The following is a 22,954-nucleotide window of genomic DNA, read 5'->3' as shown; positions in this document are numbered from 1 at the left end:
TATTTATGAATGAAGAAAATGATAAGGATCTAGAACTTGATGACTATAGAGAAGATGAGCAAAACTCAGTTGTATTAAACACGCATGAGAATATAAATCGTGATTTGTGCGGAGAAATCATGAGGATAGAACAAGGCTATGTAGAACTCCGCCTAACTACAAGCACTGAGATGGTTGCAGATGAGCAAGGACTTATTCATGGTGGTTTTATCTTTGGAGCAGCTGATTTTGCGGCGATGGCGGCAGTAAATGAAAAAAATGTTGTCTTAGTTGGGAGTGAGAGCCATTTTCTCTCACCTGTAAAGTTTGGAGATGAAGTAAACTTTGTAGCTAGAGTTAGACATAAAGAGGGAAGAAAAAGAAATGTTTATGTTGAGGCCCATGTTTTAGATATAAAGATATTTCATGGAGAGTTTAGAACAGTAATAACTGAAAAACATGTCTTAAAACTCAAACTTCTCGATGCAGAGGAATCTTAAGCCTTAGAGATTTTGTATCCAGTAGTCTGCGTAAGCTTGCTCTTGTTTTATGGTGGTAGTTCCTCCATGACCAGGATACAGGGTCTTGTCAAAATCAAACTTTTTAAACTTTTGTAGTGAAGCTTTCATATCTTTGGGAGATGAGTATGGAAAGTCAGTTCTTCCTATTGATCTCTCAAAAATAAAATCTCCGCTAAACATGGCATCTTCTATCTCTATCATAGAGCTTCCCTCACTGTGTCCAGGAAAGTGGTGAAACTTCACTTTGATACCATCAAAATCGAACTCTTCATCTGGCTTAACTTCTATATCCGGAGTAGATGGAGGTAGTGCCGGCATCCACGAGCTATCTTTAAGCATCTTTACATCATCTCTTGGCGTATAGAGTGGGATGTTTAGTCTCTTTTGTAACTCATCATTTGACCAAACATGATCAAAATGACCATGAGTGTTAAGAATGGCTACTGGATTTTTAACATTTTGCTCTACCCAAGACGTGGCTCCAACTCCTGGATCAATGATAAAATCTTTACCATCAACGCTTACTATATAGCAGTTGGTTTGGTAGTCACCCATAGCTTGAACATTTATCTTCATAGTTTCTCTTTTTTGTTTGGATTGTAACAAAATAATATAAAAAAATAGAACTAAATTTTCAATAGTGCAAATTGTGTATAATTTTTGATATAATAATTTTTGTTAAAGATTTTTAAAGGTTAGAAAAAAATATGAACAAATATGCACACATAACAGAATACTTAAAAGGGTTTTTAAAAGCCGAAGTATCAAAAAGAGGCTTTAAAAAAGTTCTAGTAGGGCTTAGCGGTGGATTGGACTCTGCTGTCGTTGCCGTAATAGCACATAGAGTTTTTAAAGATGAACTTTTGTGTGTTAAGATGCCATCACAATACTCTTCGCAAAACTCACTTATAGATGCAGATACGCTATGCAACGACTTCTCTATAAGAGCTATTACAGCTTCTATAGAGCCGATGCTTAGTGCTTATGAAGAGCTAAACCCCGATATGGATAAGTTGAGAATAGGAAATTTTTCATCTCGCATGAGAATGGCTACTATCTTTGATATATCTGCTAGAGAAAATGCTCTGGTTTTGGGTACTAGTAACAAAAGTGAGTTGATGCTGGGTTATGGAACTATTTACGGAGATCTAGCTTGCGCTATAAATCCCATAGGTGATTTGTACAAAAGTGAGATTTATAAACTAGCTAAGTATTTAGGTGTACCAAAAGCCATTATAGACAAAGCTCCTTCTGCTGATCTGTGGGAAGGACAGAGTGATGAGGATGATTTGGGTTACACCTATGCCAAGATTGATTCTGCTTTGAGACTTTTGGTTGATGAGAGATTAAGTAAAGAGGATATTTTAAAAAAAGATATAGATAAAGAGATGCTAGAGATGCTAATAAAAAGAGTCTCTAACAATAGCTTCAAAACAGAGATGCCAAAAATTGCGAAAATGGTCTAAAGACTTTAGAAATTAACTTTAAGGATAAAATATGATGAAAGTAGCTTTTAGTAGATATGAGAGTGGACGAGAAGAGCATGGAAATGTTGCAGATGTTTTAGATGGGGAAAATTTAAACCAAGTATCAAAACTTGAAGAAGAATTTGCCGCTTATATAGGTTGTAAATATGCACTTGCAACTTCTCATGGAACTTCTGCTTTGCATCTAGCGATGTTAGCACTTGACTTAAAAAGGGGTGATAAAGTAGTTTGTAGTGTGAACGCTTTTCCAAACGTAGCTGAGGTTGTAAGACACTTTGATGCTGAGCCAGTTTTTGTGGATATTGAAGCAAATAATTACAACATAAACTTAGATCTATTAGAGGCTTATCTAGAAGATAACCAGTCAAAAAAACTAAAAGCGGTGATTGTTACACATATAGCTGGTGTTAGTGTTGATTTGGATAGACTCTACTCAATAGCGAAGATTTACAATGTTAAAATAGTTGAAGATGCAAGTGAAGCTTTAGGAGCCTTGTACAGAGGTAAAAAAATAGGCTCAACAGGCGGACATATAACTTGTTTTAACTTCTCTCCGCATCTGAAAAAAAATGTTTGTAATGGTGGTATGCTCGTTAGTGATGATGATGAGATTATAGAAAGAGCCAAACTTTTAAGTAACCATGCGATAGTTAGAGATGAAGATGCACTAGAGTATATCTACGATGTCGTAGATATAGGAAATGATTACTCTATGGGCGAATTAAATGCTGCTTATCTTAGAGCGCAACTTGTAAAACAAGACTCAAATATAAAAAGACAACAAGACATAGCAAAGGTATATAGTGACACACTTGCATCAACTGAGCATGTGACTATCCCAAATATGAATAATGAAGAGCACCCCTTTTCACTCTATATTATAAAAGTAGATAAAAATCGTGACTCTTTTGCGTTAGAGCTGAAAAAAGCTGGTGTAGAGTGCGGAGTTCACTATATTCCTCTGCACCTGCTTTCTTATTACAAATCAAAATACTCGTTAAAAATAAATAACTATCCTATAGCACTACAAAGTTTTCAACAAGTCCTATCACTTCCAATCTATGCAAGTATGAGCGATGAAGAGGTTAAATTTGTTTGCCAAAAAGTAAAACAGATAGCAAAAACAAGAGTTTAAAAGAGTTGAAGAAGAGTTTAGTTTTCTGGGTTGAGAGATACTTCTATAAGCCAACTCTTTTTGATAAACTCCTCTCTTGTTTACTGCTCCCTCTTAGCTGGATATACTGCTTTGTTATGTTTGTGCGATTTAAGAGTAAAACTATAAAAGATTTTGATATCGATATAGTAAGTGTTGGCAATTTAAGCGTTGGCGGAAGTGGTAAGACTCCCCTTGTTACTGCTCTTGCATCAAGGTATGCTGATTCAGCAGTTATCCTTCGTGGTTATGGGCGAAAAAGCAAAGGACTCATTGTAGTAAAGCAAGATGGAAAAATCTTATGCGATGTAGATGTTAGTGGAGATGAGGCTATGATATATGCAAAAAAACTCTCCTCTGCCATAGTAATAGTAAGTGAAGATAGAGCAAAAGCTATAAAAAAAGCTAAAGAGATGGGAGCTAAAATTGTTTTTTTAGATGATGCTTATTCAAAGCATGATATAAAAAAACTAGATTTTCTTATAGATGTAGATACAAAAAACAGAAGATGTTTGCCATCAGGCGCATTTAGAGAGAGACTTTGGGCTACAAAAGATGCCATAACTCTAAAAGAGAATAGAGATTTTAAAAGAGTAGTGCATCTTAGAGATAAAAGTGATAAAATGTCACTTGTATCTGCGATTGCTAGACCATCAAGACTTGATGAGTATTTACCAAAGGGTGTGATAAAAAAGCACTACTTTGAGGACCATCACTTATATACAAAGGGTGAGTTAGAGGATATTTTAAGAAGTGATGGCACACACTCGCTTTTACTAACTTATAAGGATTTTGTAAAGGTTGAAGCTTTTAATCTGCCTATATCTCTGCTAGACTTAGAAGTAGAGGTTGAAGGTGCGGTATTTGATATTATTAATAACTATAGGATGAGAGATTGAAAAAAAAGATAGAAACGGTAAAAACACTCCTTGATGCACTGCCATTTATTAAAGAATTTAGGGATGAGATAGTTGTTATTAAGTATGGTGGTTCGGCCCAAACATCAGCACAATTAAAAGAGAAGTTTGCAGAGGATATTCTTTTAATGTATTTAGTTGGCATCAAGCCTGTTATCGTTCATGGTGGTGGCTCTAAAATCACAGAGATGCTGGATGCTCTAAATATTGAGTCAAAGTTTATAGAGGGTCAAAGAGTTACAACTAAAGAGGTTATGCGAATTGCTGAAATGATACTAAGTGGAGAGATAAACAAAGAGATAGTGTCACTTTTAAACTCGCACGGTGCAAAAGCTATTGGTGTAAGTGGTAAAGATGCGCACTTTATAACTGCAAAAGCAAAAGACTTTGCAAAGTGGGGACTCACTGGAAATATAAATGCAGTAAAACCTATAGTTATAACTAAATTAATTGCTGATAATTTTGTTCCTGTTATTGCTCCAATAGCGGCAGGGGAAGAGATGGGACACCCTGGGTTTAACATAAATGCAGATCTGTGTGCATCTTATGTTGCAAAGGCTATAGGGGCGAATAAAATAATCTTTTTAACAGATACTCCGGGTGTTTTAAACAAAGATAAAGAGTTACTAGAGACTCTTACAAGAGATGAGATAGAAGTGCTAAAGTCTGATGGAACTATACATGGTGGAATGGTTCCAAAGGTTGATGCTTGCCTTGAAGCCATCGAGGGTGGAGTAAATAAAGCACATATTATAGATGGTAGAATAGAACACTCAATGCTTTTAGAACTCTTCACTACAGAGGGAGTTGGGACACAAATCATTTTGTAGTTAATGAAAGAATTGTATAATCTCGAAATATGTAAATAAAACTAAGGGATAGTAAATGTCAAAATATAGTGCACTGTTTGAAGATGAAGATGATGTGTTTTTAGGTTCGCCAACAAGTAAGTTGATGGATATAATGTTCAATGCTAATAATGATGTTGTTAGATTTGATTTAGAAAATTTTATGAAAAAAAGAGCTGCAATGGAGTTGCTTTTAGAAGAGCATCTTGGAGAAGATTTTCTTAGTAAAGTTGATCAGTTTATAGTCTCAAACCAAGACGAGGTAGGCACTAAACTCAAGAGTCTTAGTATAGAATTAATGGGTGAAATAGTATCTAAGAGTGAGTAGGCTTTAGATGAAATTTTTACAAGTTTTTCTTCTTTTATCACTTATTTATAGCTTAAGTTTTGGTGATGAATATAGAGAAAAAAAGACAATCTCCTTGGCAAAGGATGAACAAAAGAAAATTCTTGTAAAATACGAAGATAGTTCAAAACTCTTTAAATTTAGCTGGACGCTGTATAAAAACCTGGGATTGGTAATTCATCGCTCATACGACAAAGTTATAGCTCAAAACATACTCTACCAAGAGATGAGAAATCGTTTTTTTAGACTTGAGCTTAGAAGTCGTGGAGCAAACCGCTTTAATCCTCCATATCTGCTAGTTAAATTTAAAGAGTTTGATTATGAAACTAAAAAAGCAATATTTGAGCTTTTTTTGTATGACAAAGATCTTGAAATAGAGCTCGTAGATCTTAATAATTTTAAAGAGGTGTGAATGCAAAGAGTTGAGTGTGAGATTGCTAGGCTTATAAAAGAGGTTGATTATGATGAAGTTACTCATCTTTTTAATAAACTCGCAGGTGGAAAAAGACTTCGTGCAAAATTAATTTTAAAGATAGCATCAAAGCATCCAAAAGCCCCACTTTTAGCGGCTATAGTTGAGCTTATCCACGCGGCGAGCTTGCTTCATGATGACGTAATAGATGAAGCAACGATCAGAAGAGGCGCGGAATCTGTAAATGCAACTGATGGAAGTAAAGTAGCGATAATGCTTGGAGATATCTTGTACTCAAAAGCTTTTACTGAGCTAGTTGGGTTTGATAAAGATATAGCAAAAGTGATATCTTCTTCTGTAACCGCGCTTAGTAAGGGTGAGATGCAAGATGTAAAGATGGCAGATGAATTTAACGAAGATGAAGATAAATATTTAGATATGCTCTATCTAAAGACTGCAACTCTTATAGAAGCAGCTGCTTACGGGGCTGCTCTTTTAGAAGACAAAGATGCGAAAAAACATGCCATCTATGGTAGAAATCTTGGTCTATCATTTCAAATTGTAGATGATATCTTAGACATAACCGCAGATGCAGCTACTCTTGGAAAACCTGCGATGAACGACTTTGTAGAGGGAAAATGTACATTACCTTATATCTATCTTTATAAAGAGTTAGATAAGAAAGATAGGCTTAGACTAAAAAGTTTACACGCAAAGTCTATAGATGAAGAAGAGACTCTTTGGATAAAATCTAAGATGCAAAAGCATGGAAGTATAGAGAAGTCATTTCTACTTGCAAAAAAACTATCCCAAGATGCAATGAACGCCATAAAAGGTGATGAAGAACTAACTCAAATCCTCCAAACCATGATAAAAAGAAGTTACTAATGCACTACTTAAATATAAGCTTTTCACATAAAAATTCAACTATGGAGATTAGAGAAAAACTCTCTTATCCAGATGATGAGCATCTACATGCTTGTTTGAGTAAACTAAATGAGAGTGAGGCTATAAATGAGACTATACTTATCTCAACCTGTAATAGGATGGAGATATTTTGTAGCTGTAGCGATATTGTATTAGCTACACAACATATCTTTGAAAAGCTCACGGCCCGTGCTGAAATTTCTATAGAAGAGTTAGAAGGAAGAGCTGATATATTTGATGATAGCAGTGCTATCCATCATCTCTTTAGTGTTGCCTCTTCGCTTGATTCTATGGTCGTTGGTGAGACCCAAATAGCCGGGCAACTAAAAGATGCTTTTAGATTCTCTTATGATAAAGGTCACTGTGGTCAAAAACTAGCCCGTGCTATGCACAACGCTTTTAAGTGTGCAGCACAAGTTAGAAATGCAACTGATATCTCTTCAAAACCAGTCTCCATAGCAAGTGTAGCAGTAGCTAAACTAAAGTCAGTTTTAGAGAGTGTTGAGGGGATGAAGGCTTTAGTTATAGGTACTGGAGAGATGTCTGAAATAACGGCCAAACATCTAGTCTCAAATGGTGCAGATGTTTATATAATGAACAGAACAAAAGAAAAGGCTTTCGTGTTAGCACAGGAGTGTGGTGCTAAGGTTTTGGACTTTGACCAACTCTCAAAAGCTGTAAATGAGTTTGAGATTTTATTTACTGCTACTTCAGCTCCTGAGCCTATCATTACAGATGAGATTATTAAGTCATGTGAATTTGATAGATACTGGTTTGATTTGGCACTTCCTAGAGATATTAACTATCACAAAGGAGAGAGGATTAACCTATATCAGATAGATGATTTAAGAACTATAGTTGATGAGAATAGAGGTCTAAGAGAAGATGAGGCTAGAAAGGCTCATACCATTGTAGGAAGAAGTACAGTAGCGTTTTTTGAATGGCTTGATACTTTAAATATAGAGCCGATGATAAAAGATATATACTCAAAAGCTTTTGAGGCTGCAAAGATAGAGAGCGATAGAGTTATAAAAAATAAATATATCCCAAAAGAGTATGAGCAAGAGATCCGTAAGATGTCCGAGCAGGTTATAAAACGCTTTTTACACGATATGACCTCAAAGATGAGAAGTGTATCACAAGACTCAAAATCAGATATGATAACTGGAGCTTTGCAGTTTTTGATTAAAAATGAAAAACAAGAGATACCAGATAAATATAAGTGCGAACATGACCTAAGTATCGCACAAAGGGGAAGCAAATGAGAAGAAGTCGGGCTTTTATACCAACTACAAAAGAAGCGCCATCAGATGCAACCTTGCCTAGTCATCAGTTTTTAGTTAGAGGTGGATTTATAAATCAACAGGGTTCTGGACTCTATAATTTTTTACCACTTGGAAAAATAGTTTTAGAAAAAATCAGAGCTATAGTAAAAGAGGAGCTGGATAAGGCAGGATGCAACGAAGTTCAACTAAGCTTTATAACTCCTATGAGTCTTTGGCAGAGGAGTGGTAGAAGCCAGACTATGGGCAAAGAGATGCTTCGCATCAAAGATAGACATGAAAACAGCTTTGTGCTTAGTCCTACAAATGAAGAGGCTATAGTTGAGCTTGTTAAAAATAGAGTAACAAGTTATAAAGATTTACCGATAAATTTGTATCAAATAAATACAAAATTTCGTGATGAAGCAAGACCTAGATATGGACTTCTCCGTGGCCGTGAGTTTTTGATGAAAGATGGATACTCTTTTCATGCTTCTGAGGATGATATGATAAGAGAGTTCCACCTTATGCAAGATACTTACAAAAAAATCTTTACAAGACTTGGACTTGATTTTAGGGTGGTTGAAGCTGACAGTGGAGCTATTGGTGGGAGTGGAAGTAGAGAGTTTCATGTTCTTGCAGATAGTGGAGAGGATACTTTAGTGGTTTGCGAGAGTTGTGAATATGGTGCAAATATAGAGACCCTTTACGAGGATGAGAAAAAGATAGAGGAGCTAAAAGAGAGAAGTTATGAAGATCTACAAACTCAAGACCTTGATGATAGATGTTCATGCGGAGCAAAACTTAGCTTTAAAAAAGGTATAGAAGTTGGGCATATTTTTCAGCTTGGGACTAAGTATTCAAAAGCGTTAGAGGCAAACTTTAATGATGAAAATGGAAGAGCAAAAGCATTTGAGATGGCAACATTTGGCATCGGAGTTAGCAGGCTTGTAGCTGCGGTTATTGAACAAAACCATGACAAAGATGGTTGTGTCTGGACAAAAAGCACAACTCCATATATGGTAAATATCTTAGTTTCAAACATTAAAGATGATGAGCAGGTGAAACTAGGCGAAGATCTTTATAGTAAGCTTTTAGATAGTAGTGTTGAGGTTATTTTAGATGATAGAAAAGAGAGATTTGGCTTTAAGATGAAAGATGCAGAGCTTATAGGATTTGTTTATACCATCATCATAGGTAAAGAGCTATCAAATGGCATAGTTGAGATTTATGATAGAAAAACTAAAGTAAAAACATCTGTAGAAGCGAGCAATGTTTTTGCTAAGATAATGGAACTTATATAAGATGATTTATTTTTTAATATATCTTTTTTTAGAGGTCTTAATATCTGTAAATATCTCCTCAACCATCGGTGGGCTCTTCACTTTTTTTGAGATAATAATAACTGCACTTATCGGGATTCTTATACTTCTTAATTTTAGGGAGACTCTTTTTCAAAATATTACAGCTGTCTCTTACCACGCAATAGATCTACAAGAGTTTCAAAGGTTAAACCTCTTTACAATCATAGGTGCTTTTTTACTAATAGTGCCGGGATTTATGACAGATATTATAGGTGCCTTAATGCAGTTTAGCATTTTTACGAGGATGCTTGTTAACCGTTATAATGTACAATCGTCGAGCAAGTATAAGAGTGAAGATATACAAAAAAATCAGAAAAAGGATTCAGATGTCATTGATGTTGAAGTTATTACTAAGCACCCTGATAGTAAGTAGTTGTTTAGAGGCAAATACAAATGCAGATATGGAGGCTTTTTTAAAAAAGTCGTTTTCTGCTAATCCAAACATATTAAAATTAGATGTAAAAGTTCATAAAAAAATTAAGCTAGATCAAGTTGATGGCTGGAGCGCTTTTATAGTAAATGTAGATGCTAATGTAAAAGATAAACAAGGTAGTCGTGATATTAACCAAAAAATGATTTGGTTCTCAAACGGAACTACTATTTCACCAGACCTTATAGACTTAAAAACAGGAAAATCTCTAAAAGATTCAGTCTCTCCATCTTTTGAGTCTTCTCACTATAAGAAGCAAAACCTGATATATGGAAATGCTGATGCAACTCATAGAGTAGCTATTTTTTCAGACCCTCTATGCCCATTTTGTAGAGACTTTGTTCCAAAAGCGATAGAGTATATGAAAAAAAGTCCGAAAAAGTTTGCCCTTTACTACTATCATTTTCCATTAGAGTCTTTGCATCCAGCAGCTCTGACACTTGTAAAAGCTGCAACAGCAGCCGAGCTAAAAGGTGAAAAAGATGTTGTTTTAAAACTTTACAAGGTTGAAGTAGATGCACGTGAGAGAGATGAGAGTAAGATACTTGCAGCGTTTAATAAAAGTTTGAAGACAAATATAACTCTGCAAGATATAAAGTCAAAATCTGTAGTACAACATTATACTAGTGATATGAAAATAGCAAGTGAGTTGATGGTAAATGGAACGCCTACAGTGTTCTTTGATGATAAGATAGATAAAACAAAAGCAAAATACCAAAAGGTAAAGTAGATATATGAAAAAGTTAGTAATAGCCACTAGAGTCTCAGATTTGGCACTTTGGCAGGCTTACCATGTAAAAGCAAAGATAGAAAAGAATTATCCAGAGATAGAAGTTGAACTAAACAAGATAGTAAGTGGTGGTGATAAGGTTTTAGATAAACCACTAGCCCTCATCGGTGGAAAAGGTCACTTTACAAAAGAGCTCGAAGATGCAATGCTCGCTTCACGGGCTCATATGGCAGTCCACTCACTAAAAGATGTACCGACTTATATTCCTGAGGGCTTAGAGTTGGTCGCAGTGACAGCAAGGCAAGACCAAAGTGATGTTTTTTTATCTCATAAGTATAAAGACTTAGATGATTTACCAAGGGGTGCGGTAGTTGGAACAACAAGTCTAAGAAGAAGAATGCAACTACTTTGCGAGAGACCAGATTTGCAAGTAAAAGACTTAAGGGGAAATGTAAATACAAGACTAAGAAAGCTTAAAGAGGGTCAATATGATGCCATTATACTAGCTTACATAGGTCTGCACAGACTCGATTTGTTAAAAGATATTCCATTTAAAGAAAAATTGTCATTAGATATGATGATACCACCTATGGGACAAGCTGCTCTTGGAATTGAGATAGTTTGCAAAGATGAAAAAGTAAGAGAGATAGCAAAGAGTTTAAATGATGAAGAGACTTATATCTGTACACAGATAGAGAGAGATTTTATCTCTAAAATAGGTGCAGGATGTTCAGCACCTGTTGCTTGTAACGCTGTTATAGAAAGTGACAAAGTTATTTTTAGAACTATGATAGGCTTTAGTGATGGAACAAAAATCATGCAGGAAAAACTTATAGTAGATGTGAAGAAAAGTCAAAATTTAGGTTTAGATATGGCTAAAAAGATGATAGATAATGGAGCGTTAGAACTGCTCGAAGATGCACAAAAATGTGCTTTTAAAGATGAGATGCCACAAAGATTATAAATTAAATATTATTCTCACCGAAAGGCGAAGCTTTAGTGAGGGGAATTTTAAAAGAATTCACTTCTTTTAAAAAGGAGACAAAAATGCATAAAACTATAGAGTTACTAAAAAAGCACGGTGAATTAAGAGTTATCGAGGATGAGTTAGATATCTATCTTGAGATTCCACATTTGGCATATGCAGAGGTTAAGAAAAAAGATGGCGGAAAAGCTATACTTTTTACAAATGTAGTTGATAATAAAAATGGTAAAAAATTTGAAGAGCCTGTGCTTATGAACCTATTTGGTTCATACAAAAGAACTGAACTTCTCTTTGGAAGAACTATAGAGTCAGTTGCAGATGAGATTACAAAACTTTTGCATATGAAGCCACCAGCAGGTTTCATGGATAAAATTTCTATAGCAGGCGAGCTTTTTTCACTAAAAAATATCTTTCCAAAAAAGACAAATAAAAAAGGTGCATGTCAAGAAGTTGTATATATGAATGATGAGATTGACCTTAGTAAAATCCCTGTTCTAACCACTTGGGAACAAGATGGTGGACCTTTTATAACTATGGCACAAGTCTATACTCAAAGCTTTGATGGGACTATGGTAAATGTCGGAATGTATAGACTTCAAGTCTTTGATAAAAATCATTTAGGAATGCATTGGCAGATACATAAAGACTCATCCCACTTTTTCGACCAGTATCAAAAGGCTGGAAAAAAGATGCCAGTTACTATTGCTATAGGAGGGGACCCCCTATATACTTGGTGTGCTACAGCTCCCCTGCCTTATGGGGTAAACGAGCTTTTAATGTATGGTCTTATCACTAAAAAACCAGCTAAACTAGTTAAGTCTTTAACTACGCCTCTATATATTCCACAAGATGTTGATTATGTAATAGAGGGCTGGGTGGATACACAGGAGATGCGTATTGAGGGACCTTTTGGAGATCATACTGGTTACTACACTCTAGCAGATTCGTATCCTGTTATGCAAGTGAGCGCAATTACGACAAGAAAAAAGCCAACATATTTAGCTACAGTAGTTGGTAAGCCACCGCTTGAAGATAAATATATGGGTTGGGCTACAGGAAAGATATTCTTTCCACTTTTAAAGACAACGGTACCCGCTTTAATAGACTATCATATGCCAGAAAATGCTGGTTTTCATAATTTAATACTAGCTAAGATGCAACCACTCTACAAAGGTCATGCAAAGCAGTTTATGCATGCTTTTTGGGGAACTGGGCAGATGAGTTTTGTAAAGCATGCTATCTTTTTAGATGAAAATGCCCCTAAGCTAGATAATTATGAGGCGCTTGTTTCATACATTTTAGACAGATTTGCTCCTAAATCACTTTTTATCTCAGAGGGCGTTTTAGATGCACTAGATCACTCATCTCCAGAGAGTCTTGTTGGTGGAAAACTAGGCATTGATGCAACTGCTGCAAACAAAGTTGAAGCTCCACACCTTTTGGGTGATGAAGAGTTGCTCTCAAAAATAAAAGAGTTGATTCCTGATGCTTCGTCCGTTCATCAATATATGAGGAGAACAAAAAATCCTATTACAGTGATTAGTGTAGATAAAACTAAAAGTGTAAAAAAATACTTTGATGCACTAATAGAACTTAGTACAAACATAAGAATTGTAGTATTTGTGGATGAAAAAAAGAATGATATTATAAATCCATACATGTTGGTTTGGCGTGTTACAAATAACATAGATGCTCAAAGAGATATCTTTATATCAGGCTTGATGGTCGGTGTTGATGGTACAAATAAGAGCCAAATAGATGGATTTACTAGAGAGTGGCCAGATGATGTAGAGTGTACTAGTAGTGTAGTCAAATCTCTTAAAAATAAAGGGCTTTGGGATTTAGATGAAAAACTAAATAATAAGTTCCAACTCTAGCTTTTAATAATAAGACGTGATTAGATGTTTTCATAAGCTTTCTATAATATCTTCTAATGTAATATAGCTATAATTATACTCGAGGTATGTCTTATGAAAAAAATCTTTATAGCTCTTACGATAGCTCTTATCTTTTCTTCTTATTCTAACGCTGCAGTTTATAAAGGGCAGAGGATCTTTATAAAAAAATGCGTGGAGTGCCATCAGCAACGTCAAACATTTATCTCTTTAAAAACCACATATGAGTGGGAAGACCTTATGCGCGATAAAGGAAGAGAGTTGGCATATATCCATCTTAAAGATGAAAAAGCAAAAGAGTCTTGGAAGTATTTTAAAAGCTCTTCATATACTAAAAAAGCAAAACATTTAGAAGATTTTTTACTAGAGTATGCCAAAGATAGTGGAAATGTCCCTGCTTGTAACTAGCCTTCATTTATAATTCAAATATTTTAGATAAAATACAAAACTTATTTTCTACGAGAAAATCTAGTGCAAAGCAAGGAATATAAATGAAAAAAATGTGGTCAGGTCGCTTTTTAGCAAGTGCATCAAACTTATTAGATGAGTTTAATGCTTCAATCATGTATGATAGAAAACTCTATATTGAAGATATAGAAGGCTCACTAGCACATGCACAGATGCTAACACATCAAAAAATATTAACTAAAGAAGAGTTAACTCAGATAACAGATGGCTTAGCACAAGTAAAAAGCGAGATAGAATCAGGTGAGTTTGTTTGGAGTATCCATGATGAAGATTTGCATATGGGGATTGAAAAACGCCTAACTGCCATCATTGGAGATGCTGGGAAAAAACTACATACTGCAAGAAGTAGAAATGACCAAGTTGCAGTTGATTTTCGTCGTTGGGTATTAAAGAGAAACTTGGATATTATAGAGTCTCTAAAGCTTTTAATGAGTGAGATTTTAGTGGTGGCAAATGAGCATACCCAGACGCTTATACCCGGAATGACGCACTTGCAACATGCTCAACCTACTAACTTTGGTTTTCATCTATGTGCATATCTTTCTATGTTTAAGAGAGATATAGAGAGATTACAAGACTCATATAAGAGATGTAATGTCTCTCCTCTTGGTTGTGCAGCCTTAGCTGGAACTCCGCATAAAATCGATAGAGACATGACAGCAAAACTTTTAGGGTTTGATAGTGTGAGCGTGAACTGTTTAGATACTGTGAGTGATAGAGATTTTGCATTAGAGATTTTGTTTAACATCTCAACTATGATGATGCACATCTCAAGGCTTAGTGAAGAGCTTGTTATGTGGTCTAGTTATGAATTCTCATTTATTGAACTTAGTGATGAGTACTCAACTGGCTCATCTATAATGCCACAAAAGAAAAATCCAGATGTTCCAGAGCTTCTTCGTGGAAAAACTGGTCGTGTCTATGGCTCCTTGATGGGACTGCTCACTGTTATGAAAGGGCTTCCTCTAGCCTATAACAAAGATACTCAAGAGGACAAAGAGGGTGTTTTTGACTCAGTTGAGACTGCTCTAATCTCACTTGAAATTTTAAAAGAAGCTATAAAAACTATGGAAGTAAAATCTCATAATATGCAAAGTGCTTGTTCGGTTGGACATTTAGCTGCTACAGATTTGGCTGATTATCTGGTTGAGAAATGTGGCATCCCATTTCGTGAAGCTCACTTTATAACAGGTCGAGCAGTTGCAAAAGCTGAGGAGCTAGGTATTGACTTGAGTGATATAGAGTTTAAATACTTAAAAGAGATAGACGCAAGAATAGATGAAGATGTCTTAGAATATCTCGTACTTAAAAATTCTATGAATGCAAGAACTTCAGCCGGTGGAACTTCGACTGTAAGAACTAAAGAGCAGTTAGAGTTTTTTAGAAAATTTTTAAAGGATAATAAGCAATGAAAGTAAGTATAAAGCACAAAGATGGCATGAAGTTTGAGGCAAAAACTTCAAAGAGTAGTTTTATAATAGACTGTCCAGTTATCTCGCCTATAGAGTATTTTTTAGCTGGAATAATCTCATGTAGTGCATCAGATATAGTCTTAATTCCTAAAAATCAGGATAAAACAGTAACAAATTTAGTTGTTGATGGGGAGGTTGTAAGAAGTGAATCTCATCCATGTAAATTTAACACCCTGCATCTGTCTTATAGCTTTGACTCTGATGGAGATGATTTGTTGGCTAAAAGATGGGTTATGGCATCTTTAGAGACATACTGTTCAACTATAAATACTATCCGAGACTCTACTGCAATATCCTACACTATCACTCACAATTCAGAGCTAATCTGTCAAAATGAGCAGATGATTTCAGGCGGAGGCTCAAAGATAGATATGGGCGAAATAGAGTCTTGTCCATCTTGAGAGAGATAAAGATTTAGATGCCATAAAGCTTATGATAAGAGCCCATTCTCGAACTTACTCTCTTTAAATAATGCTTAGGTTCATCAAATCTCAAATCTTTTAAAAGCTTGTTATAAACTTCTTTGGGCTTTTTTTCGTTTATAAGTGGAGCTGCTTTTTTCATATTATATGTTTTTGTAAAAGCCCATGCAACATTTCCAGCACCAGTATTATACGCTGCAATCGTGCAGTAAAGTCTACTTGTAGGGTCTTTTATATCTTTTAGATACCTGTAGTAGAGGATATGAAGATAAGCACTTCCCATCGTGATATTGTTAGTGCTATTGTAGAGATAAGTTCCGCTTACAAGTTTTTTTTCATTATATAAAAAGTTATATGTATCAATTCCGGCAGTTTTTGGAACTATCTGCATCAGCCCATATGCAGGAATATGTGATCTCGCTCTTGGGTTAAAGCTGCTCTCAGTTTGCATAACTGCAAAGACAAGGGAGATTGGAATTTTTTGTTTTTGTGCATGTTCTTTTACATCAGCATAGTAGACTTTTGAGCGTTTAATCATAGTATCTTTTGGAAGTGTTACATTTAAAGTGTAAACTTTTGCATCTTCTATCTTAGATGATTTTTTTGCTTTTATATCATCATAAACTACATACTTTTGTACATACTCTTTAACATCTTTTTGAGAAGGAGTCTTTTCAAAAATCACAGTTGAGAGTATAGGCTCAGCTTTTACTTGTGCGTCTACAACTGCTGATGGTTTTTTTATCTTTTTAAGCTTTAGTTCTAATGGATCGCTATCTTGCAAAGTTTTAGTATCTATGGTTATGGTCTTTGCAAGGGCTAGTTGGAGTTTTTGCTTTGCTTCTTCTTGGCTTTTAGCAATAGCTTCTATGGTAATTGTCTCATTTTCAAAGTCAACATCTGTTCTTGTTTGTTTATCTTTTTCATAAGATACCCAATTTTTTGGAGTTGAGAGTTTAGGTTCATCCCAAAAAACTTCAAGTCCTTTTTTATACTCATTGTAGACTCTTTTTTGTTCTTTTGTATAAATCTCAAACTCACTCTCTTGAGTCTTTTTATATGTGTCAAACTCGGTAGTTTTAGAGTTGAAGTTTTGCATTTGCTCTTTTTTAAAGTCTTGCATATTTTGCGCTAAAAGCATAGATGATAGGCAGACTAAAAGCAATGCATTTTTATACATCTTAGAAGTGACCTTTTGGATCTGCATCGCTAAAGTGATCCCATTTAAGTTTTGCTCCGCCTAAGATATGAAAATGTAAGTGTGGGACTTCTTGAGCACCATTTTCACCAATGTTTGTTACAACTCTATAGCCACTTTTTTGGATTTTTACCTCTTTTACTACTTCTTGAATAAAGTCCGTCATACCAGCCATAGTCTGGCTACTAACTTCATCAAAACTATCTACATGAGCCTTTGGAATGGCCAAAATATGTACAGGGGCTTTTGGGTTTATATCATGAAAAGCGAGAAATTTATCATTTTCTAGTACTACATTTGAAGGCAACTCTTTTTTTACTATTTTACAAAATATACACATATTTTTCCTTTTATTTTTATGGGTGTTGATTAAATTATATCACATAAATAGGTAAATGAAGCTATATGTAAATTATAATTGACTATAATCATTTCAAAATTTAAGAGGCATATTTGCCTCATGATTATGGAGACTCTATTGAAAGAGTGGTATGACAAAATTAACAAAGTCAAGAGTGTTGAAGCTCTTGAAGAGATTCGCATCAGTGTATTTGGAAAAAAGGGTGTCTTAGCAGCAGAGTTTGCCAAGATGAAAGATGCAAAAGGCCAAGAAAAATCTAAAATAGCAAAAGATTTAAATATGCATAAAAACTCTTTAATGAGTGAACTTAGTGCAAAAAAGGTAACCTTACAAACAGCAGAACTAAAAAAAGCTATGCAAGCAGAGGCGATTGACGTCTCAATGTTTAGCATGCAAAGTGAAGTAGGGGCTTTGCATCCTGTAATGGAGACAATGGATAGGATAGTAGAGTACTTTTGTGCTATGAATTTTGCAGTTAAAACTGGGGATATGATAGAAGATGATTTTAATAACTTTGAAGCTTTGAATCTGCCAAAGTATCATCCAGCTCGTGATATGCAAGATACATTTTATTTTAAAGATGAGATGTTACTTCGCACACATACATCACCTGTTCAGATTAGAACCATGATGGCTCAAAAACCTCCCATCAGGATGATAGCTCCTGGTGCTGTTTTTCGTCGTGACTATGATCTTACTCATACTCCAATGTTTCATCAAGTTGAGGGTCTTTTAGTTGATGATGAGAGCAAAGTCTCTTTTGCCAATTTAAAGTATATTTTAGAAGACTTTTTGAAGTATATGTTTGGTGATATTAAGGTCCGCTTTCGTCCATCATTTTTCCCTTTTACAGAGCCATCAGCAGAAGTTGATATCTCTTGCGTTTTTTGTAAAGGTGAGGGCTGTAGAGTCTGTTCTCAAACAGGTTGGTTAGAAGTTTTAGGATGTGGAATAGTTGATCCAAATGTTTTTAAAGCGGTTAAGTATAAAAATGTAAGTGGTTATGCTTTTGGTTTGGGTGTTGAGAGATTTGCTATGCTTATCCATCAGATTGGAGATCTTCGTTCACTCTTTGAAGGAGATATAAAGTTGCTGGAGCAGTTTCAATGATAGTTACAAGAAGTTGGTTAAATGAGTGGATAGATCTTAGCTCTGTCACAACTGAGGATTTGGCTAAAAAGCTTAACTCTATTGGGCTAGAAGTTGACCGTATTCATAGCTACAATGTTGCTAAAAAAATAATAGTAGGTAGAGTTTTGGAGTGCGAAAAGCATCCTGATGCTGATAAGCTAAATATTTGTAAGGTTGATATTGGCACAAGTGTTCGCCAAATTGTTTGTGGTGCCTCAAATGTGAGAGCTGGACTTGATGTGGCAGTTGCAACTATTGGTGCATGTATGCCAAGTGGAGTTGTGATAAAGCCTGTCAAACTTCGAGGTGTTGAATCTGAAGGAATGATTTGTAGTGCTACTGAGATAGGGCTAGAAGATGCACAAGAAGGCATCTTAGAGTTAGATAGTAGTATCGGCGAGTATGAATTAGGTCAAGAAGTTTGCACAATTGATACACTAAATGATGAGCTTATAGAGATAGAACTAACTGCAAATCGTGGAGATTGTCTTAGCATTAGAGGTGTTGCAAGAGATTTAAGCGCAGCTTATGACAGACCTCTTATAGAGACTATGATAAATGAAGATGAAGACAAAAGAGTAGGAATAGGGCGAATTTTAAGCCTCTCACATGAAACTCAGCTTGATGTAAACCTTCGCTACAGAGCAGTTGATGTAAAAGAGTTAACTCTTCCTCTTATTATTAAGTTAAGATTAGCACAGTTAGAAGAATCAAGAGGCACAGATATAGAGTCGCTTATGCTCTATGTAACACATAGTAGTGGTGTTATTTTAAGAGCTTATGATTATGGGTTTTTCTCTACCGAGGGCGAGTCCATAGCAAAAATCGAGCTTAAAAAAGATGAAAATTCTTATGCAAGTATCTACTCTAATGCAAGAGATGAGAAAGCATCAACTATTGGAATTATCCAAGAAGATGCGTCTAAAGCAAAAGATGATGAGAGTACTATTTTAATAGAAGCTAGTTATATTCCACCAGATATTATCTCTAAAAAAATGCAAGAGTCAAAGATAGACTCTGGACCTATGTACTATAGAACATCAAGAGGAAGTGAACCTGAGCTTAATCAAGGACTTGATTTTTGTTTAAATATCATAGAATCATACTCATCTTCACTTGTTTATGGTGGAACTATAGAGCTTGGTGACTCTTATGAAGATAAGATTATAACAGTTACAAAAAAAGAGATAGATGAGATTATTGGTGCCCAGATTGATAGAGTTAGGATCACTAAAATTTTAAGAAACTTAGGCTTTGATACAAACAAATCATCTCAGGACAACTTTGTTATAACTGTACCTAGATTTCGTCATGACATCACACATAAGCAAGATATAGTTGAAGAGATAGTGCGTCTTGTCGGAATTGACAACATTCCATCTAAGCCTTTGGTTTTTGCTGAATCTTCTAAACTTCAAGATGATTATTTTGCATACAAAAAAAGAACTATCTATAGACATAGAGCTGCACAGAGTGGTTTTTTTGAAAATGTAGCCTTTGTTTTTGATGAAAAAAAGGTTTTAAAGGAGTATGGATTTGAGACAATTCATGAAGAGTTAGAGTTAATAAATCCAATAGTAAACACACTTGACACTTTACGACCTACACTTATGACTGGTCTGCTTAAAGCTGCCTCACACAATGTTAAAAATGGGAAAAACTCCATAAAACTATTTGAAGTTGGCTCAGTCTTTAGTCCAACTAGAGATGAATCTATAAAGATGGCTTTTATGTTTAGTGGGGATAAAGAAAAAGATAGTCTTTTAAACGCTGGAAAACCTCACAGTGTTAATTTTGCACACTTTAGTCAAAAAATCTCAGATATTATAGGAGAGTTTGAACTAAAGGAGCATGAGAGTAAACATAAACTTTCACATACCTATCAGTGTGCTTCAGTTATACAAAACGGCGAAATAATTGGAGAGCTTTTTCGTGTGCATCCTAGTGTTGAAGAGAGTTATGACCTTTATGCTACTTACCTTTGTGAGCTAGACTTTACAAAACTCTCATATGGACTCAAGACTGCAAAAGCATCATCAAAATACCAAGCATCGATAAGAGATCTTAGTATTATAATGCCAAAATCTATGAAGTATGAAGAAGTTAAGAGCGTGATTGAAAAAAATGCAACAAAAGAGCTTGTTAGATTTTATCCAGTGGATAGGTATAGTGATAAAGCTTTAGGGAAAAATATGAGTCTCTCTATCCGTTTTGTGCTTCAATCATATGAAAAAACATTAGAAGAAGAAGACATTACATCAACAATGGATACTATTTTAAAAGCTCTGAGTGAAGAGCTAAAAGTAGGGCTTAGATGAGTGAAGTCATAGTTAGCAATGCGAGTAGTTTTTTTCTAAAAACAGATGATATCGCATCTGATAAATCAATATCACATCGCTGTGCTATGTTTGCAATGTTGGCTAATGGAACTAGCGAGATAAAAAACTTTTTAAGAGCTGAGGATACTCTAAACTCTTTAGAGATTATCAAAAATCTTGGAGCTAAAGTTAAAGATGATGGAAATAGTATAAAAATCACCTCTGATGGCATTAAAGAGTCTTTTGAGATTTTAGATTGTGGAAACTCTGGAACTGGTATCAGACTTTTTTGTGGACTCTTAAGTTCTGCAAAGGGTCATTTTATCTTGACTGGCGATAAATATCTTAGGCTAAGACCGATGAAGAGAGTAACAGAGCCTCTTCGTGAAATTGGTGCTATTATAGATGGAAGAGATGAGTCAAACTTAGCACCGCTTAGTATTCGTGGAGCTAGCCTTAAAGCCTTTGATTATGAGAGTAAAATTGCATCTGCACAAGTTAAATCTTGTATGATTTTAGCGGCACTTAGTGCTGATGGAGTCTGTTCATACACTGAACCAGAGCTCTCTCGTGACCATACTGAGAGAATGCTCAAAGGGATGGGAGCAGATATAAAGGTTGATGGACTAAAAACTACAATAACTCCTATGAAAAAGCTTTTATCTCCTCTTAGTATTAGAGTTCCAGTTGATCCATCAAGTGCCTTTTTCTTTGCAGTTGCCGCGGCTATCACACCTAATGCAAGTATAGTTTTAGAGGGTGTTACACTAAATCCTACTCGCATTGAAGCTTTTAAGGCACTTGAGAGAATGGGAGCGGATATTAGCTATGAGCTAACTGAGAACAAGTATGAACCAATAGGCGATATACATGTAAAATATGCTCCGCTTAAGGGCATCGTAGTAGAAGATAATATCTCATGGCTTATAGATGAACTCCCAGCTCTCTCTATCGCTTTTGCATGTGCAGAGGGTGAGAGTGTAGTTAAAAATGCCGAAGAGTTACGTGTAAAAGAGTGCGACAGAATCTCTACAGTAGTTGAGGGTCTACGCTCAACTGGCATAGAAGTTCATGAGTATAAAGATGGTTATAAAGTTCTAGGTGGCGAGATGAAGAGTGCAAGAGTTGATAGCCATGGAGACCATAGAATTGCTATGAGCTTTATCATCGCAGGGCTTAGATGTGGGATGAATGTTACTAATATAGAGTGCATCAACACATCTTTTCCAAACTTTTTTGAACTACTACAAAAGATAACAAAAGTAGAATTTAAATAAAGAGGAATTTTCTTTGGACTTGTTCAAAGAAAAGGAGACAAATATAAAAAAGCCTCTCGCCGACAGGCGTAGCTTTAGTGAGAGGAATTTTCTTTGGACTTGTTCAAAGAAAAGGAGACAAATAATATGAAAATTGAACTAGCTGAAAATTATGGATTTTGTTTTGGAGTCAAGCGTGCTATTAAGATAGCAGAAGAGAATAAAAACTCTGCTACTTATGGACCTCTCATACATAACTCAAAAGAGATTGCAAGACTTGATAGAGATTTTAAGGTTGGGCTCACAGATGACCATAAAAGTTTTAAAACAGGCGATAAGGCAGTTATTCGTACTCACGGTATCCCAAAAAATGAGCTTGAAGAGTTAAGAGAGAACAGGGTTGATGTTGTAGATGCAACTTGCCCTTATGTGACAAAACCACAACAGATTTGCCAAGAGATGAGCGAAGCTGGCTATGACATTGTTATCTTTGGAGATGAAGCTCATCCTGAGATAAAGGGAGTTAAAAGTTATGCTACTTATGGAGCTAAAGTTGTAACATGCCCCAAAGATTTAGAAGACGTAAAGCTAAAAGAGAGAGTTGCTCTTGTGGCCCAAACTACTAGAAGAGTTGAAGACTATATGGAAGTTGCAAACTATCTTATTCCTAGACATAAAGAAGTTAGAGTTTTTAACACCATCTGTAATGCTACTTTTGAAAACCAAGAGGCTGTTAGAAAAATCTCTAAAAAAGCTGATATTATGATTATCATTGGTGGAAAAAACTCGTCAAACACTAAGCAACTCTTTAGTATCTCAGAAGATTTTTGTCCATCTAGTTATCATATAGAAGATGAAAATGATTTGGATTATGAGTGGTTTATAGATAAAGAGTTTTGTGGCATTAGTGCTGGTGCGTCTACACCTGATTGGATTATCCAAAATGTAGTAAACTCCATACAAAACAATATTAACAAATAGCTTTTTTATCAAAATTTCAAACCTATACTCTTAAATTTATAGTAAAATAAACATAATTAAGGTACAATCACGCAATTTTTATGTAACAAGA

Annotated in this window: 24 protein-coding genes; 21 read left to right on the top strand and 3 right to left on the bottom strand. The window is 35.3% G+C overall.

Annotation, left to right across the window (positions count from 1 at the left end):
• The first annotated feature begins 5 nt into the window (after window positions 1-5).
• A complete protein-coding gene (locus M947_RS21030) occupies window positions 6-479 on the top strand; it encodes a PaaI family thioesterase (protein ID WP_021288125.1) in 474 nt (157 codons plus the stop codon).
• A gap of 3 nt (window positions 480-482) precedes the next feature.
• Here the strand turns inward: M947_RS21030 and M947_RS21025 are convergent, their stop codons facing one another.
• Window positions 483-1,076, bottom strand: coding sequence for an MBL fold metallo-hydrolase (locus M947_RS21025; protein WP_021288124.1), 594 nt, complete (start codon window positions 1,074-1,076; stop codon window positions 483-485).
• A gap of 131 nt (window positions 1,077-1,207) precedes the next feature.
• Here M947_RS21025 and M947_RS21020 point away from each other — a divergent pair, with 131 nt between their 5' ends.
• The 16 genes from M947_RS21020 (at window position 1,208) to M947_RS20945 (ending at window position 15,597) form a co-directional block, all read left to right on the top strand.
• Window positions 1,208-1,966 carry an NAD+ synthase gene (locus M947_RS21020; RefSeq protein WP_021288123.1) on the top strand — a complete coding sequence of 253 codons (759 nt, stop codon included), beginning with the start codon at window positions 1,208-1,210 and terminating at the stop codon, window positions 1,964-1,966.
• A 34-nt stretch (window positions 1,967-2,000) separates the two neighbouring features.
• A complete protein-coding gene (locus M947_RS21015; protein ID WP_031348105.1) occupies window positions 2,001-3,122 on the top strand; it encodes a DegT/DnrJ/EryC1/StrS family aminotransferase in 1,122 nt (373 codons plus the stop codon).
• Window positions 3,083-4,039, top strand: a complete 957-nt coding sequence (locus tag M947_RS21010) for a tetraacyldisaccharide 4'-kinase (protein WP_021288121.1) — start codon at window positions 3,083-3,085, stop codon at window positions 4,037-4,039. Before M947_RS21015 ends, M947_RS21010 begins: the two co-directional genes overlap by 40 nt.
• A complete protein-coding gene (gene argB / locus M947_RS21005; protein WP_021288120.1) occupies window positions 4,036-4,887 on the top strand; it encodes an acetylglutamate kinase in 852 nt (283 codons plus the stop codon). Before M947_RS21010 ends, argB begins: the two co-directional genes overlap by 4 nt.
• Before the next feature lie 55 nt (window positions 4,888-4,942).
• Window positions 4,943-5,233 carry a DUF2018 family protein gene (locus tag M947_RS21000; RefSeq protein WP_021288119.1) on the top strand — a complete coding sequence of 97 codons (291 nt, stop codon included), beginning with the start codon at window positions 4,943-4,945 and terminating at the stop codon, window positions 5,231-5,233.
• Window positions 5,234-5,240: 7 nt separating this feature from the next.
• Complete coding sequence (locus M947_RS20995) at window positions 5,241-5,663, top strand: hypothetical protein (protein ID WP_021288118.1); 423 nt, start codon at window positions 5,241-5,243, stop codon at window positions 5,661-5,663.
• Complete coding sequence (locus M947_RS20990; protein ID WP_021288117.1) at window positions 5,664-6,551, top strand: polyprenyl synthetase family protein; 888 nt, start codon at window positions 5,664-5,666, stop codon at window positions 6,549-6,551. It begins immediately after the preceding gene.
• Window positions 6,551-7,855: a glutamyl-tRNA reductase gene (gene hemA / locus M947_RS20985; protein ID WP_021288116.1), complete on the top strand. Its 1,305-nt coding sequence runs from the start codon at window positions 6,551-6,553 to the stop codon at window positions 7,853-7,855. The genes M947_RS20990 and hemA overlap by 1 nt, the downstream gene beginning before the upstream one ends.
• Window positions 7,852-9,156 (top strand): proline--tRNA ligase, encoded by a 1,305-nt coding sequence (proS, locus tag M947_RS20980; RefSeq protein WP_021288115.1) that lies wholly within the window; start codon window positions 7,852-7,854, stop codon window positions 9,154-9,156. The genes hemA and proS overlap by 4 nt, the downstream gene beginning before the upstream one ends.
• A gap of 1 nt (window position 9,157) precedes the next feature.
• On the top strand, window positions 9,158-9,589 hold the full coding sequence (locus tag M947_RS20975; RefSeq protein WP_021288114.1) for an FxsA family protein: 432 nt from the start codon (window positions 9,158-9,160) through the stop codon (window positions 9,587-9,589).
• Complete coding sequence (locus tag M947_RS20970; RefSeq protein ID WP_245541263.1) at window positions 9,552-10,376, top strand: DsbA family protein; 825 nt, start codon at window positions 9,552-9,554, stop codon at window positions 10,374-10,376. Before M947_RS20975 ends, M947_RS20970 begins: the two co-directional genes overlap by 38 nt.
• Window positions 10,377-10,380: 4 nt before the next feature.
• Window positions 10,381-11,340, top strand: coding sequence for a hydroxymethylbilane synthase (gene hemC, locus M947_RS20965; protein ID WP_021288112.1), 960 nt, complete (start codon window positions 10,381-10,383; stop codon window positions 11,338-11,340).
• A gap of 83 nt (window positions 11,341-11,423) precedes the next feature.
• Complete coding sequence (locus M947_RS20960) at window positions 11,424-13,238, top strand: menaquinone biosynthesis decarboxylase (protein WP_021288111.1); 1,815 nt, start codon at window positions 11,424-11,426, stop codon at window positions 13,236-13,238.
• 93 nt (window positions 13,239-13,331) lie between these two features.
• Complete coding sequence (locus M947_RS20955) at window positions 13,332-13,664, top strand: hypothetical protein (protein WP_021288110.1); 333 nt, start codon at window positions 13,332-13,334, stop codon at window positions 13,662-13,664.
• Window positions 13,665-13,747: 83 nt separating this feature from the next.
• On the top strand, window positions 13,748-15,136 hold the full coding sequence (gene argH, locus M947_RS20950) for an argininosuccinate lyase (protein WP_021288109.1): 1,389 nt from the start codon (window positions 13,748-13,750) through the stop codon (window positions 15,134-15,136).
• Entirely contained in the window at window positions 15,133-15,597 is a 465-nt protein-coding gene (locus tag M947_RS20945; protein ID WP_021288108.1) for an OsmC family protein, read from the top strand. Before argH ends, M947_RS20945 begins: the two co-directional genes overlap by 4 nt.
• A 13-nt stretch (window positions 15,598-15,610) precedes the next feature.
• Here the strand turns inward: M947_RS20945 and M947_RS20940 are convergent, their stop codons facing one another.
• Together M947_RS20940 and M947_RS20935 are read right to left on the bottom strand one after the other, a co-directional pair.
• Window positions 15,611-16,798: a transglycosylase SLT domain-containing protein gene (locus M947_RS20940; protein ID WP_021288107.1), complete on the bottom strand. Its 1,188-nt coding sequence runs from the start codon at window positions 16,796-16,798 to the stop codon at window positions 15,611-15,613.
• Window position 16,799: 1 nt separating this feature from the next.
• Entirely contained in the window at window positions 16,800-17,156 is a 357-nt protein-coding gene (locus tag M947_RS20935; RefSeq protein WP_021288106.1) for a histidine triad nucleotide-binding protein, read from the bottom strand.
• Window positions 17,157-17,294: 138 nt separating this feature from the next.
• Here M947_RS20935 and pheS point away from each other — a divergent pair, with 138 nt between their 5' ends.
• From pheS to M947_RS20915, 4 genes are all read left to right on the top strand, one after another.
• Window positions 17,295-18,287 (top strand): phenylalanine--tRNA ligase subunit alpha, encoded by a 993-nt coding sequence (gene pheS, locus M947_RS20930; protein WP_021288105.1) that lies wholly within the window; start codon window positions 17,295-17,297, stop codon window positions 18,285-18,287.
• Window positions 18,284-20,626: a phenylalanine--tRNA ligase subunit beta gene (gene pheT, locus M947_RS20925; protein WP_021288104.1), complete on the top strand. Its 2,343-nt coding sequence runs from the start codon at window positions 18,284-18,286 to the stop codon at window positions 20,624-20,626. The genes pheS and pheT overlap by 4 nt, the downstream gene beginning before the upstream one ends.
• Window positions 20,623-21,903: a 3-phosphoshikimate 1-carboxyvinyltransferase gene (aroA, locus tag M947_RS20920; protein ID WP_021288103.1), complete on the top strand. Its 1,281-nt coding sequence runs from the start codon at window positions 20,623-20,625 to the stop codon at window positions 21,901-21,903. Before pheT ends, aroA begins: the two co-directional genes overlap by 4 nt.
• A 126-nt stretch (window positions 21,904-22,029) precedes the next feature.
• Entirely contained in the window at window positions 22,030-22,863 is an 834-nt protein-coding gene (locus M947_RS20915; RefSeq protein WP_021288102.1) for a 4-hydroxy-3-methylbut-2-enyl diphosphate reductase, read from the top strand.
• The last annotated feature ends 91 nt before the right edge of the window (window positions 22,864-22,954 follow it).

Source organism: Sulfurimonas hongkongensis, from assembly GCF_000445475.1.
GTDB classification, from domain to species: domain Bacteria; phylum Campylobacterota; class Campylobacteria; order Campylobacterales; family Sulfurimonadaceae; genus Sulfurimonas; species Sulfurimonas hongkongensis.
This window is presented reverse-complemented; position numbering and strand designations above follow the sequence as displayed.